The organism is Acinetobacter sp. WC-743 (genome assembly GCF_000335555.1).
In the GTDB taxonomy this organism is placed as follows: Bacteria; Pseudomonadota; Gammaproteobacteria; order Pseudomonadales; family Moraxellaceae; genus Acinetobacter; species Acinetobacter bereziniae.
The window spans coordinates 21,199-35,213 of sequence record NZ_AMFQ01000113.1 but is presented as its reverse complement, the minus strand read 5'-3'; the positions used below and the strand labels follow the sequence as shown (position 1 = coordinate 35,213).

General features: G+C 36.8%; 14 protein-coding genes. 9 read left to right on the top strand and 5 right to left on the bottom strand.

Annotated features, from left to right (window positions below; translation table 11 throughout):
- Positions 1-69 precede the first annotated feature (69 nt).
- Positions 70-567, bottom strand: a complete 498-nt coding sequence (locus ACINWC743_RS17205) for a YqiA/YcfP family alpha/beta fold hydrolase (RefSeq protein ID WP_004829489.1) — start codon at positions 565-567, stop codon at positions 70-72.
- 301 nt (positions 568-868) lie between these two features.
- Between ACINWC743_RS17205 and ACINWC743_RS17200 the strand changes: the two genes are divergently transcribed.
- Positions 869-1,309 (top strand): SRPBCC family protein, encoded by a 441-nt coding sequence (locus tag ACINWC743_RS17200; RefSeq protein ID WP_005033023.1) that lies wholly within the window; start codon positions 869-871, stop codon positions 1,307-1,309.
- On the opposite strand, the gene ACINWC743_RS17195 is transcribed toward ACINWC743_RS17200, so the two are convergent.
- A complete protein-coding gene (locus ACINWC743_RS17195) occupies positions 1,284-2,090 on the bottom strand; it encodes a hypothetical protein (RefSeq protein WP_009586355.1) in 807 nt (268 codons plus the stop codon). The two genes, ACINWC743_RS17200 and ACINWC743_RS17195, sit on opposite strands and share 26 nt — an antisense overlap.
- A gap of 103 nt (positions 2,091-2,193) precedes the next feature.
- Here ACINWC743_RS17195 and lysS point away from each other — a divergent pair, with 103 nt between their 5' ends.
- Positions 2,194-3,720, top strand: a complete 1,527-nt coding sequence (gene lysS, locus ACINWC743_RS17190; protein ID WP_009586357.1) for a lysine--tRNA ligase — start codon at positions 2,194-2,196, stop codon at positions 3,718-3,720.
- A 65-nt stretch (positions 3,721-3,785) separates the two neighbouring features.
- Here the strand turns inward: lysS and trpS are convergent, their stop codons facing one another.
- A complete protein-coding gene (gene trpS, locus ACINWC743_RS17185) occupies positions 3,786-4,799 on the bottom strand; it encodes a tryptophan--tRNA ligase (RefSeq protein ID WP_005033016.1) in 1,014 nt (337 codons plus the stop codon).
- A 196-nt stretch (positions 4,800-4,995) separates the two neighbouring features.
- On the opposite strand from trpS, the gene ACINWC743_RS17180 reads away from it, so the two are divergent.
- The 3 genes from ACINWC743_RS17180 to ACINWC743_RS17170 all read left to right on the top strand — a co-directional run bounded on the left by ACINWC743_RS17180 (position 4,996) and on the right by ACINWC743_RS17170 (position 8,592).
- Positions 4,996-5,925, top strand: a complete 930-nt coding sequence (locus ACINWC743_RS17180; protein WP_009586368.1) for a DUF808 domain-containing protein — start codon at positions 4,996-4,998, stop codon at positions 5,923-5,925.
- 49 nt (positions 5,926-5,974) lie between these two features.
- Complete coding sequence (locus ACINWC743_RS17175) at positions 5,975-6,865, top strand: neutral zinc metallopeptidase (RefSeq protein WP_004829483.1); 891 nt, start codon at positions 5,975-5,977, stop codon at positions 6,863-6,865.
- Between the two features lie 227 nt (positions 6,866-7,092).
- On the top strand, positions 7,093-8,592 hold the full coding sequence (locus tag ACINWC743_RS17170) for a cation:proton antiporter (RefSeq protein WP_005033010.1): 1,500 nt from the start codon (positions 7,093-7,095) through the stop codon (positions 8,590-8,592).
- A gap of 104 nt (positions 8,593-8,696) precedes the next feature.
- On the opposite strand, the gene ACINWC743_RS17165 is transcribed toward ACINWC743_RS17170, so the two are convergent.
- Positions 8,697-9,668 (bottom strand): alpha/beta fold hydrolase, encoded by a 972-nt coding sequence (locus tag ACINWC743_RS17165; protein WP_009586311.1) that lies wholly within the window; start codon positions 9,666-9,668, stop codon positions 8,697-8,699.
- A gap of 155 nt (positions 9,669-9,823) precedes the next feature.
- Between ACINWC743_RS17165 and ACINWC743_RS17160 the strand changes: the two genes are divergently transcribed.
- Positions 9,824-10,138 carry an MGMT family protein gene (locus tag ACINWC743_RS17160; RefSeq protein WP_009586318.1) on the top strand — a complete coding sequence of 105 codons (315 nt, stop codon included), beginning with the start codon at positions 9,824-9,826 and terminating at the stop codon, positions 10,136-10,138.
- 53 nt (positions 10,139-10,191) lie between these two features.
- Here the strand turns inward: ACINWC743_RS17160 and ACINWC743_RS17155 are convergent, their stop codons facing one another.
- Positions 10,192-10,629: a universal stress protein gene (locus ACINWC743_RS17155; protein WP_009586320.1), complete on the bottom strand. Its 438-nt coding sequence runs from the start codon at positions 10,627-10,629 to the stop codon at positions 10,192-10,194.
- Positions 10,630-11,071: 442 nt separating this feature from the next.
- On the opposite strand from ACINWC743_RS17155, the gene ACINWC743_RS17150 reads away from it, so the two are divergent.
- From ACINWC743_RS17150 to hppD, 3 genes are all read left to right on the top strand, one after another.
- On the top strand, positions 11,072-11,857 hold the full coding sequence (locus tag ACINWC743_RS17150) for an enoyl-CoA hydratase-related protein (RefSeq protein WP_009586328.1): 786 nt from the start codon (positions 11,072-11,074) through the stop codon (positions 11,855-11,857).
- Positions 11,858-11,863: 6 nt separating this feature from the next.
- Positions 11,864-12,631, top strand: a complete 768-nt coding sequence (locus tag ACINWC743_RS17145) for a hypothetical protein (protein ID WP_009586312.1) — start codon at positions 11,864-11,866, stop codon at positions 12,629-12,631.
- 262 nt (positions 12,632-12,893) lie between these two features.
- Positions 12,894-13,949, top strand: a complete 1,056-nt coding sequence (gene hppD, locus ACINWC743_RS17140) for a 4-hydroxyphenylpyruvate dioxygenase (RefSeq protein ID WP_004829476.1) — start codon at positions 12,894-12,896, stop codon at positions 13,947-13,949.
- Positions 13,950-14,015 lie beyond the last annotated feature (66 nt).

The following is a 14,015-nucleotide window of genomic DNA, read 5'->3' as shown; positions in this document are numbered from 1 at the left end:
TGTTTAAAAGCCTTGTTTTAACAAGGCTTTTTTATATATGCATCGACAAGTTTAGCCTGTTCATAGAAATCAATAAATAAAAGTCTGTTCCATATAGCGAATTAAGCGATTTAGATTTTCGGGTTGAGCCAATCGATGATGTCCCCCTTCAACAGTTTCAATCTGCATATATGGGTCTAATTGTTCAAAAACTTTGTACATATCCAAGACTTCATCACCCAATTCAATATATGCAATTTGAGGAATATCATGCTCAAGATCAGCTTCATTGATCTCAGGATAATCGTCACGAAAGTCAGGTTTTAAACTTGGATTGGCAATCACAGTCGGGATACGATGTTTCTGAGACATTTTTAATGACCAATAGCCACCTAAACTATGTCCTACCAATAAATCTGGCTTAATTTTTTCAATGATATCGTGATAAAAACGTTCAACAGTTTGATAGTTTAAATTGCGATAATCCACATTAATGCAATATTTTTTAATTGCATTGATGGCATGGAACTTGGTTGATTCTTTAGATGAATCCAAGCCATGTAAAAATAAAATTTTAGTATTGCTCATTGTTATCACTTGCATATTGTCTTTATATCTATAGACAGAAACAATAATTCATGGATTTAAAAACTTTCCATTTCAACTATTTTTGGTATGAAGCTAGTGTACTGAGCAAGATATTTTTTATAACTTAGCTTTTGGTCTAAGAACTTTTATTTTTTTCATCAAATAAATTAGATTCTTTTGTAATGTATTGAAAAATAAATATTAAAATTATTTCTATTTAAATGCCTTGTTAACAAAAATTAATCATTTCTATCCGTGATTATACTAAGCTATATGCAACACAATTAAAAAAGAGATTGGGATGATCACATTAAAATACGATATCAAAATCCATGCAACTGCACAGAAAGTATGGAATATTCTTTGGGATACGCACACTTATTCTCAATGGACACAATCCTTTTGTGAAACGTCACAAATGCAATCGGATTGGAAAATTGGTGGTGAGACATTATTTCAAGATGCCAATGGTGATGGAATGGTTGCTACCATTGTCGAGTTAGAGCAATTTAAAAAAGTGGTTTTCAAACATTTAGGCATATTAAGAAATGGTATAGCGGATACCACAAGTGCCGAAACCCAAGAATGGAATGGCACATTTGAGCAATACCATCTAGATGAACAAGATGGTATAACCACTTTACACGCTGAGGTTGAAACTGCTGAAGAATATCAAGAAATGATGGATCGTGGGTTTCAACAAGGCTTTGCTGTTGTCAAATCATTGGCAGAACAACCTTAGTTAAATCAGACCTTTTTATTGATTTAGTAGGTTTAAGATAAATTGATGTTGTTTCGTTTTTGGGTGCATGACATTGAATAATGATCGGTTGTTCGATAGAAAAGGATGTTAATACACCTGAAATATTGCGTGGGTAAAAGCGAATTTTTTTAAGTAAGGGCTCTAATATCATTTTAATGTCATGATTTATTTTAGGGACATATTCCATTTTTCGAATTTGTCCTTCTGTGCCAACGAGAAATTTGACATTCAATGCGATATTTCCCTGTGAATCAAATTGTATTTTAGGGTTCGAGTTTGCATCTACAGGTTGGCAAAACGGTTCTAACACACTTTGTAATTGGGAAAAATGAGGCTTGATTGCATAGCTAATGGTCTTAGGAAATTTGATAAATAAGCTGTATTTTCCATAATAATATGTTGTTCTTGCAATATTTTCTTCATCAAGATTGAGGGGTTTATTTTTAAAATCATTATTGACCTGAGGAAGTTGTGCCAATGTTATTGTGTTGGCGATTTCTAAAGCTCTTTTGTTGAGTGTTTTTTGTGTGGGGTGTGGATTCATCAATTTAATTTGAATCTTTTGAGTCTGCTGATTTGGGCTGATTTCCAATTGCCAAATATAATCTTGATTTGCAATATTTGTCGTTTCAATTTTTATTGGGAGATCTTTGCGAGTATTACTCATGACAATGATTTGCTCTGCGGTAATTTCGCCTGAAAACAACAAAACATTGAAAAGAATGATACTTTGGGCGAATCCTTGCCAGTATTTATTCATGATTTTTAATTTTTACAGGGTTCATTGAGTTATATTCATACGCATTATGTTGTAAATCTGCTATGCTATGCAACTTCCGTTTTTTAATATAATCGAGGCAGAGATGACGCAACAAAACGCTCAATCGACTTCTGAACAACCCATTTCCGAAAACGATTTAATCGCACAGCGTCATGCCAAGTTAAAGCAAATTCAAGATCATGCCAAGGAAACTGGTGTTAGCCCGTGGCCAAATACTTTTAAGCGTGAGCATTACGCACAGGATTTACAAGATCAATTTGCAGATCAAACGAAAGAACAAATTGAAGCTGGTGAACAAGTCCACGTTTCTGTCGCAGGTCGTGTGATGTTGAACCGTGGATCATTTATTGTGATCCAAGACATGACAGGTCGTATTCAGCTCTATGTTCCTCGTAAAGAACTTGCTCCTGAAGTATTGGAAACTGTAAAAAGTTTAGATCTAGGCGATATTATCGCTGTTCAAGGCTATATTGGTCGTTCTGGTAAGGGCGATTTATATGTGCATATCGAACATTTTGAATTATTGACCAAATCTTTGCGTCCACTTCCTGATAAGTTTCATGGTTTAACTGATACTGAAGTGAAGTATCGTAAACGTTATTTAGATTTAATTGTGAATGAAGAAACACGTAAAACTTTTGAAATTCGTGCAAAAGTAGTCTCTGGTATTCGTAATTACTTAACCAATGAACGTTTTATGGAAGTTGAAACTCCGATGATGCATGTGATTCCAGGGGGTGCGTCAGCGCGTCCATTTGAAACACATCATAATGCATTGGACATGCCATTATTCTTGCGTATCGCACCTGAACTATATTTAAAACGTTTGGTTGTTGGTGGTTTTGAACGTGTATTTGAGATTAACCGTAACTTCCGTAATGAAGGGGTATCAACACGTCATAACCCAGAATTCACCATGATTGAGTTCTACCAAGCTTATGCTGACTACAAAGATCTTATGGCTTTGACTGAAGGTATGTTGGAAAAACTGGCGATTGATATTCTAGGGTCAACGGATGTGCCTTATGGGGATGAAGTATATAGCTTCAAAGGTCCATTTAAGAAAATCTCAATGTTCGATGCAATTTTAGAGCATAACCCATGTTTGACTGCAGAAAATGTATCTGATCGCGAGTTCTTGGCGACATTTGTACGCGAAGAGCTTAAAGAGCAAGTGAAGCCTGGCTTTGGTTTAGGTCGACTACAAACGATCGTATTTGAAGAAACTGTTGAAACTCAATTACGTCAGCCGACATTCATTACTGAATATCCTGCTGAAACTTCACCTTTGGCACGTCGTAATGATGACAATCCACATATTACGGATCGTTTCGAGTTCTTTATTGGTGGTCGTGAGCTTGCAAATGGTTTCTCAGAGTTAAACGATCCAATTGACCAAGCTGAGCGTTTCCAAGCACAAGTTGCTGAAAAAGATGCGGGTGATGATGAAGCAATGCACTTCGATGCGGACTTTATTGAAGCATTAGAATACGGCTTACCTCCAACAGCAGGTGAAGGCATCGGTATTGACCGTTTGGTGATGTTGTTTGCTAATGCACCAAGTATTCGTGATGTGATTTTATTCCCACATATGCGCCATAAAAATTAATTGATGCGATTAAAAAAGCCACTGAATTCAGTGGCTTTTTTTATTTTTAAATAGATTTAAGCAGATTAGAAATGGAATACACCTAAACCATTTTTGATTTCATCTAAGGTATCTTGGGTAATAACACGGCATTTTTCAGTGCCTGTTTTTAAGATGTCCATGATGTAATCTGGGTCTTTTGCAAGTTCCATACGACGTTCACGAATTGGTGTGATCAACTCTTTTAAAACACCTTCAAGGCGCTTTTTCACTGTGCCATCGCCTAAACCACCGCGACGATAATGTGCTTTCAGTTCTTCAACTTCTTCTTTGTTTGGATCGAAAGCATCTAAGTAGGTAAATACAATATTACCTTCTACTTGACCTGGATCTTCGATACGCAAGTGATTTGGATCAGTATACATTGCATTGACCGCTTTTTTGATGTCTTTATCTGTCGCATCTAAGACAATGGTATTGCCCAAAGATTTTGACATTTTAGCTTTACCATCAAAACCAGGTAAACGACTCATATTGGATAAAAGTGCTTTACACTCAGGTAAAACCTCTTGACCAATTTGACGATTTAAACGACGAACAATTTCGTTGGTTTGTTCGATCATTGGAATCTGGTCTTCACCTACAGGAACGACTGTCGCTTTAAATGCAGTAATGTCAGCAGCTTGAGCAACAGGGTAGCACAAGAAACCTGCTGGAATATCTCGTTCGAAGCCACGCAATTGAATTTCAGCTTTAATTGTTGGATTACGCTCTAAACGTGACACAGTGACAAAGTTTAAATATAACATGGTCAGTTCATTCAATGCTGGTAAGCATGATTGAACACAGATCGTGGTTTTGGTTGGGTCAATACCAACAGCCAAATAGTCTGTAGCGACTTCAATAATATTGCGGCGAACTTTTTCAAAGTTATCAGCATTATCAGTTAAAGCCTGAGCATCAGCGAGAAGTAGATGCTGATGATGAGAATCCTGTAAGCCTACTCGTGAGCGCAAAGAACCTACAAAATGTCCCAAATGTAGTTGTCCAGTAGGACGGTCGCCTGTCAAAATCACAGGACGATTATCTTGATTCGTCATTATCGCTTCCAAAGTCTTTATAGAGACAGTCGTGTTTTGTGAATGGGTACTATTGTACGAGATAATTTATTTTAATGTCAGCGAAAAATAGCGCAGAACCAATTTTTATGGATAAATGTGAAAATCTACAAAATTTTATATAGAAAAATGAAATTTCACTTTAAAATAGTGTGATAACTAAAATTTTGGATAAGAAATGGCAAGTAGTTTATTAATATTATTAGATGATATTGCAGCAGTGCTTGATGATGTTGCGGTCATGAGTAAAATGGCAGCAAAAAAAACAGCAGGCGTTTTAGGTGATGACTTAGCACTCAATGCACAACAAGTCAGTGGTGTTCGAGCTGAACGTGAACTTCCCGTCGTTTGGGGTGTTGCGAAAGGTTCATTTATCAATAAACTCATTTTAGTACCATTAGCTCTATTGATTAGTGTGGTTGCCCCTTGGCTGATTAATCCTTTATTAATGATTGGTGGTTTGTTTCTATGTTATGAAGGTGTAGAAAAAGTACTGCACAGTTTGAAGCATAAAAAAGCCACAACTGAAGAGGGTGCTCAACAAGAGCTTGAGCAGATTGAAACTGATTTAGCAACTTTTGAAAAAGAGAAAATTAAAGGTGCGATACGCACTGACTTTATTCTTTCTGCTGAAATTGTGGTGATTTCTTTAGGTACGGTTGCAACCGCTGCTTTTGGTACAAAAGTCATGGTGCTGTCCGTGATTGCCGTGATTATGACTGTAGGGGTCTATGGCTTTGTTGCGATGATTGTCAAAATTGATGATTTAGGTTTGTACTTGACGCAACAAGCATCGAATGTAAAACAAAGTATTGGTCGCGGCTTATTGGCATTTGCACCGAAACTCATGAAAACATTAACTATTGTTGGAACAGTTGCGATGTTCCTTGTGGGAGGCGGGATTATCAGTCATGCGGTATCTACTTTGCACCACTTGACTGAAGAAGCTGTCGATCATATTGAACACATTCCAACAGTGGGAAATATCATTGGTGCACTCACACCGACACTGATCAATCTGGTCATTGGTATTGTTGCTGGTTTGGCTGTGGTATTGGTGGTTGGACTGATTCAAAAATTACGTGGTCAATCTAAAACTGCTTCATAAAACAATCATTGTAAAACTGATTCCAATTTAAAAATAAAAGGACAAATCTATGCGTTGGAAAGGACGTAGAGAAAGCGATAATGTCGAAGATCGCCGTGGTGGTGGCGGTGTGAAAGCGGGTGGTATTAGCATTTTAGGATTGGTTGTTGCTTTTATTGCTTGGAAATTTTTTGGTGTTGACCCGCAGCAGGCATATCAAGCAACCAAGCAAGTCACCTCAGGTAATGTGAGCCAGAACACTGCACCTGCCAATGCGACGCCTGAACAGCAAGAAACAGCTTCTTTTGTTAAAACAGTCTTAGCAGATACGGAAGATACTTGGAAACAAGTGTTTATTCAACAAGGTGCCCAATATACACCACCAAAACTGGTGATGTTCAGTGGCGCTGTGCAATCAGGTTGTGGAACAGCTGAGTCTGCGATGGGACCGTTTTATTGTCCAGCAGACCAAAAAGTTTATATTGATACTCAATTCTTCAAAGATATGCGCCAACAAATGGGTATTTCAGGTGAAAAAAACCAATCTGAGTTATCTGCACAAGATGAAGCAGGTGATTTCGCACAAGCTTATGTAATTGCACATGAAGTTGGTCATCATATTCAAAATTTATTGGGTATTTCTTCGCAAGTTCAACAGGCTCGTCAACGTGCCAATCAAGCTCAGGGTAACCAACTTTCAGTGCGTTTGGAATTACAGGCAGATTGTTTAGCAGGTGTATGGGCGAATCGTACACAACAGCGTACACAATTTCTTGAGCAAGGCGATATCGAAGAGGCAATGGATGCCGCAGAGAAAATTGGTGATGACTATTTGCAGAAAAAGGCACGTGGTTATGCTGTTCCAGATAGCTTTACCCATGGTACCAGTCAACAACGTATGCAGTGGTTCAATACAGGGATGAAATCAGGCGATATCAATAGTTGTGACACGTTTAAATAAGTTGTTTAAGTTCAATGATTTAAAAAAGAGCACAAGATATGCTCTTTTTTTCTAAATAGATTTTCCAAGCCAATTTTTTATGTTAAAAAATATAACGAAAAAAGTCAGACTGTACTTTTTTTTGTAAAATTATATTGATTGTTAAATGGTCTTTTATTCTATATTTAATAAAGAAATGATTGAGTGTTTGATGTGCATTTAAATTAAAAATCGAAAATAGGGTTCGAATGGGTAATTATTTCTTTCTCCAAGTTTTTACAGTAGTTTTTGCGCTTTCTATTGCGACGACCATATTTAATAAACGTATACTCGGTTTTCCTCAAGCGATTGGTGTACCTATCGTTTCTGCAATTTTTGTCTTTATCTTGCAATGGGGTGCCAGTTTACTGAATGGTAACCAATTTATCTCGATTAATATTCATAATATTGAAGAGGCAGTGCGCCATGTCGATTTTTATGATTTTTTAGTCAATGGTGTGATTTGTTTCATTCTGACATCATCCGCATTGAAATTTAAAGTTTCTGATTTAAAAGTCTATTGGAAGCCGATCAGTATCTTAGCCACAATTGCACTATTGTTGTGTGCAGTATTTTTTGCAGGATTGGTGTTTGGCTTCCAGTTCTTGATTGGAAATCCTGTGCCTATTTTAGTGTTGTTATTACTTGGTTCAGCACTTGGAGCAACGGATCCAATTGGGATTAAAGGCGTACTGAGTTCAGTACGTGCACCACATCATTTGATGGTCAAATTAGAAGGTGAATCCTTATTTAATGACGCAATGTGTATTGCCGTGTTTATGACCTTATTGAATGTCCTTGAAGGTGAACATTTCAGTCTGATTGCAACCCTACAAACCCTATTATATGAAATTGTAGTGGCTGTGATCATTGGTTGGGCATTCGGTTTAGGGATTTTACGTTTATTACGTGGTAAACATGAGATGGAATCTCTCATCTTAACTACGGCATTGTTGGCGTGTGGTTCGTATCTTGTGGCATTGTTTGCGCACGCATCTGCACCAATTGCTTGTGTTATTGGTGGTTTGATTGTCGGGAATAAATGGAAAGAAATTCTACAAGACCGTGAAATTCGTGAGGTCAATCACTTCTGGCACACGGTAGAAGGGATTATTAATTCATTCTTATTCACTCTGATTGGTCTAGAAATCTTTATTTTGGATCTTAGTACCAGTCTTATTCTGGGTGGTATTTTTGCATTCTTTGCCCTGCATTTATCACGTTTTGCGGCAAATTTCCTTGCTTTTGCATTCTTCCCATCATTTCGAAAAAAGAGCTATAACGGTAGTCTTGCCATTTTGTCATGGGGAGGGGTTCGAGGAGGTATTTCACTCGCATTGATTCTTGCCGTGGCAAACGTACCAGAGTTACGTGATTACAGCAGTATTTTGATTGGTTATACTTTTATCAGTGTATTACTTTCAGGCGTGGTCTGTGGTCTGGGCTTACCTGCGGTAATGAATGCTTTTTATTACAATCCCAACGAAGAAACTCAAGGTTTCAAAGGCTGGTATCAACGCATGTGCAATAAAATGAATCGCAAAGGATTTAAATATATTGTGGGTGAGGATGCTGAAGGTCACGAAACAATTACGATTTATAATCCGGAAGCATTGGTTGATAAAAAATCTGATGATGGCGTTGCAACCGTTCATCACCCAGAAAAGGCTCAAGAAGTGAAGCGCTTGGAAAATCCAGCAAATTTCTGATTCAAAAAGTCACATTCAAATGTTGAACTTTAATGTCATACCAGCTTAAAAAATACCCTTCAACATGAAGGGTATTTTTTAAGGTCTCATAGATTAGCGAATCATTATTTCGCATTTTTTGCCAAGAAATCCAAATACGGCTTAATCAACAATTGCTCTTGTTCAAGAAGTGGTAAATGTCCTACACCTTTTAAGATTACAGGTTCTTGAGCATTTTTTAATAAACCCTTCAATTCAGCAGCAGCTTCAACATTGATAATTTGATCCTTATCACCCCATGCAATTAATACAGGCTGATCAATAGAGCGTGCTGCAATCGCAAATGAGTCAGGGGTAAACAATTTAGACATTACAATCAATTGTTCAACCAATTTTGTTGTGTTCGCAGATTGACTGATCATCAGTTTTTCTTGAGAGTCTTTTAATTCTTTTGGAATAAATGGTGGAAGGCTAGTCGCTATCTTCATTAAGCGATCAAAGTCGCCAGGTTTACTGACTATCATATTGCGTAAAGTGGTTGGATCTTTAAGATATGGCGTATTGGCAGATTTAAATACGCCTGCACTGTCGATTAAGAACAGTGACTTGGTATCGACAGGATACTGAGCAGCATATAGTAACGAAATCGAACCGCCCATTGAATGTCCAGCAATATTCAGACCATTCTCAACTTTGATTGCTTCTGCAAAACGACGTAACCTTTCAGTCAAATTCGGGAGTGAGTAATCAAAATCATTTGGAACTTTACTATCACCTTGACCTGGTAAATCAGGAATTATGACATGATAATATGGCGTTAAATAACGTGCTACACGGTTCCAGTTGTCTCGGCTACCTGCCAGCCCATGTACAAGCATAAGCGTCGGTTTTCCTGCGGGTCCACCTTCACTGTATGCCCAGTCAATATCACCAACTTTGACACGTTTGGTTTCCATTCCAGCCCAAGCGCGCTCTTGTTGAAGAACACTTTGAATATCAATACTTGGAGCTGCATAGGTATTGGACAAACCGAGTGATGTCACAGTGCCCATGACCAATGCGGTAGATAAAAGCAGTTTATTGAAGATTCCTTTCATTTTTGCATACTCTTGTTGTTGTATTTCAGGTAGGGTTTAAGATTAGAATATGTACTATTAAATTACATTTGCCTAAAATGTCAGAAGCTTATTTTCTAAGTCAATTTTGTTGAGTTATTTTCAACATTTTTTAATTATTCAAATGTAAAGGTCTAATGCAGAATCATGAACTGGCGCAGATGATTTTAAATGTCATCGTGCAGATTCCAAAAGGCAAAGTGGCAAGTTATGGTCAAGTCGCAAAGTTTGCTGGTTTACCAAAACATGCACGGCTTGTCGGGCGTGTACTGGGACAACTTCCAGAAGATCATGATATTCCGTGGTATCGGGTCGTCAACTCACAAGGTCGTATCAGTCTGAATAAATTGGATGAACATGGTATGTGTATACAGACGGCAAAATTACGCGAGGAAGAGGTGGTCGTTGTTGATGGCAAAATTAATTTAAAAAAATACCAATGGGCACCTTAAAATTAAAAACCTCACGATAATTCTAGCGTGAGGTTTTTAGACATTGAGTCAATTTATTTAATGACTAAAACAGGAATTTGTAATTCAGTTAACAAATTTTGTGCAACACTTCCCATGATAATTTTTTTCAATCCTGTACGCCCATGTGAGCTAAGGATGACTAAATCAGTTTTTAAATCTTGCACGGCTTGATTTAATGTATGCGCAATATTTTCACCTTCAAGTAAGCGAGTTTCTACTTGGACGCCTTCTGCAGCGAATTGTGCTTTGGCTTCGTTGATATTGGCTTGAATAAATTCACGGGCACGTTCAATGAGCATATTACTTTGACCGTTTGCCAAATATTCTGATGCAATATATGGGTCCAATGTCATGACTTGTACAACTGTAATTTTACTCTTAAATGCTTTTGCAAATTCCACAGCATGTTTAACAACAGATAAAGATGTTTCTGAGCCATCTACAGGCACGAGAATGTTTTGATAAGCCATGACTATTTTCCTTATTTTAACAAAAAGCTGAATTGAATATTTATACGCATCACCAGTCTATAACATGATCATAACGCGAATATGAAATGAATAAAACCCAGTAAAAGCATAGGGATAATTAATATAAATATCATAAATTTAAATCAATGCATTAGCATAAACTCTCATTAGTTATGCGAGGGCTCCTTGTGATACTGTGCTGAGACAGGAATCCGCCAAAAATGAATTTAATTCACGCTATAATTAATATGTATTTTATTGTTTTTAAAGATTAAATTACTTTGATTTATAAAACATATAGAGAATAAAGTACGGATAAAAAATCAATTGAGACAATTGGTAAATTGTAAATCAAAAACATGCTTTAGAATGAACTTGAAACAAATTTAAAGGGAATAAGACTGCTCCACATCATTTATACAAAAACATTGAGGAAATGATCATGGAATATCAAACAGTTATTATAGAAAAGAAAAATGGGGTAGGTTATTTAAAGCTTAACCGTCCAGAACAATTGAATAGCTTAACGCCTGAGATGAGTCTAGAAATTATAGAGATACTCAGGCAATGGAAAGAGGATGTTGAAGTTCGTGTGATTGTCATTGCAGCTGTTGGCAAAGCATTTTGTGCAGGGCAAGCAATAAGTCCAGAAGTTCTCAATAGTGGAGTCATTGACTTAGGTGAGGTGTTGGAAAAATACTTTAATCCACTCTTAGACATTATCAATGATATGCCCAAAGTCATCATCTGTGCGGTGAACGGCATCGCTGTTGGGGCGGGGGCGAGTTTACCATTGTTATGTGATATTACACTTGCAGCAAAATCAGCAAGTTTCTCGCAAATCTTTAGTAAAATTGGTCTTATTCCTGATTGCGGTGCAACATGGTTACTTCCACGCTTGATTGGCTTTGCTAAAGCCAAAGCATTGATGTTGACAGCAGAAAAGATCAGTGCAGAAGAAGCTGAACGAATCGGAATGATTTATAAAGTCGTGGCAGATGATCAGTTGGCTTTAGAAGTTGTACGTTTAGCTGAGTATTTTGCTACGCAAGCCAGTTTGAGTTTTGCATTGATCAAACAAGCGATGCGGGTCACCATGCACAATGATTTTTATACTCAAATTAAAGTTGAACAGGATTTACAAAGAAGGGCGGGTCAGTCGGAAGATTTTTTAGAAGGAGTCCGTGCTTTTTTAATGAAAGATCAAGCCCATTTTAAAGGACGATAAATCATAATGCCTATCTTTAAAAGCCAATCTAACAGCATTGTTCAATGGATAATATTGACATGGGTGTTCTTGCTCTCTCATGCTGCTGTTGCCGATCAAATTAAAGCTATTCCTTGGATAAAGTTAAAAACAGAAAGCTCACAAGCTAAACAAATTTGTCAGGCATTAAAAGTCAATTGTGGAAAGGATGTAGAAGTTCGGAAAAAGCCATCAGGGGCTGACACTCATTTATATTTAACTGACGATACACCGCAATTAATCGAATTTATAAAAGAAAACAATCAGTATGTTGTACTGAATTCTTGGAGTTTTCAGCAGTATCAGCATCATGGTCGTAACAGTGATTTTGATAACGAATTAAACAATGATGGATTGAGTATTTATCCTGCATTTTATCCTTTAAATCGTCAAAAGCTTGCTATTGCTGTAGTTAAGCGCTGGAGTACGACTTACTCTGGAGGTGGAAGAGCAGAAGAGATCGCTGATTTTGTCATGTTAGAACCGAATCATGCCTATAAACTGGCGTTGGCTGATGTTGCTTTTCATTCATATGAGATGATTCGAGCCTGTTTTTCTCAAGAGGAATATCAATCTTCTCCACACTGTCATGATGAAAGTGGTTCTAATTTATCCATTCAATTTAAAGATATTGGCAAAGAGTATTATCAATGGCGGTTAAATTTTACTGATTTTAATTGGGAAGCGTTCAAACCTGAATCATCAAAAGTTGTAGAAAAGTCGTATAACATTATGGTGCCTTTTCAGCAAAAATAGTGACCTGATATTTTGAGTAAATAATCAACAAGATTACACAATACATAATTTAATTATGTATTGCATAAATTATAGATTTCTTATAGGATGAATTTAGAGTAAAAGTTCACTGTCACCAAACTGATATTTTTGGCATTAGACAGGCTGAATGATGGAATGAAAAGGACCAGCTTTCATGGTGCTTTGATCAATGAATCAAAGTAACGATAAGCTGTTCTCAGCATTAAAAAACGGATGAATTTATCTAAATAAGGGAAACTAGATGGATATTTTAGATAACCCATTAGAATTATGTGGTTTTGCTTTTATTGAATTTGTATCGACGGAAAATGGATTAGATCAAATTTTTGAAACCATTGGTTTTAGCAAAGTTGCAAAACATAAATCTAAAAAAGTGTATTTGTGGCGTCAAGGTAATATCAATATTATTTTGAATTATCAACCAGAGTCTTATGCTTCATTCTTTTTCAAAGAGCATGGACCTTCTGCTTGTGCAATGGGATTTAGAACCCGTGATGCAGCTAAAGCTTTTAAAAATGCTATAGCACTAGGCGCTGAACCTATGTATTCACAAGCAGGACCGATGGAATTGAATATTCCAGCGATTAAGGGAATTGGAGGAATGCCAATTTTCCTTGTAGATCGTGATATTTACGAAAATGATTTTGTTTTCTTTGATGATGTAGAAAAAAATCCGCGTGGCGCAGGGCTTAATGAAATTGATCATTTAACCCATAATGTGTATAAAGGTCGCATGGAATATTGGGCGAATTTCTATGAAAAAATCTTTAATTTTCAGGAAATTCGTTACTTTGACATTAAAGGTGAATATACCGGTTTGACCTCTAAAGCATTGACTGCACCAGATGGTATGATCCGTATTCCATTGAATGAAGACTCAGACAAAGGGAATGGTCAAATTGCAGAATTTCTGGCTGATTTCAATGGTGAAGGTATTCAGCATATTGCCTTTATCACAGACGATTTAATTTCAACCTGGGATAAGTTGAAAGGTTTAGGTTTGAAGTTTATGACCGCGCCACCAGAAACTTATTATGAAATGTTAAAAGATCGTTTACCTGGTCACGGTGAGCCAACTGAAGAGTTACAAAAACGTGGAATTTTGTTAGATGGAAATACCAAAGAAGGCGAGAAAAAGCTGTTATTACAGATTTTCTCTGAAAACATGCTTGGACCAGTTTTCTTTGAGTTTATTCAACGTAAAGATGATGATGGCTTCGGTGAAGGAAACTTTAAAGCATTGTTTGAATCTATTGAACGTGATCAAATCCGTCGTGGTGTATTAGAAGCCAAATAAAGTGATTGGTATCAGTAGAAAAAGCCAAGAAAGTGTTTTCTTGGCTTTTTTATTTGGGAGATAAAG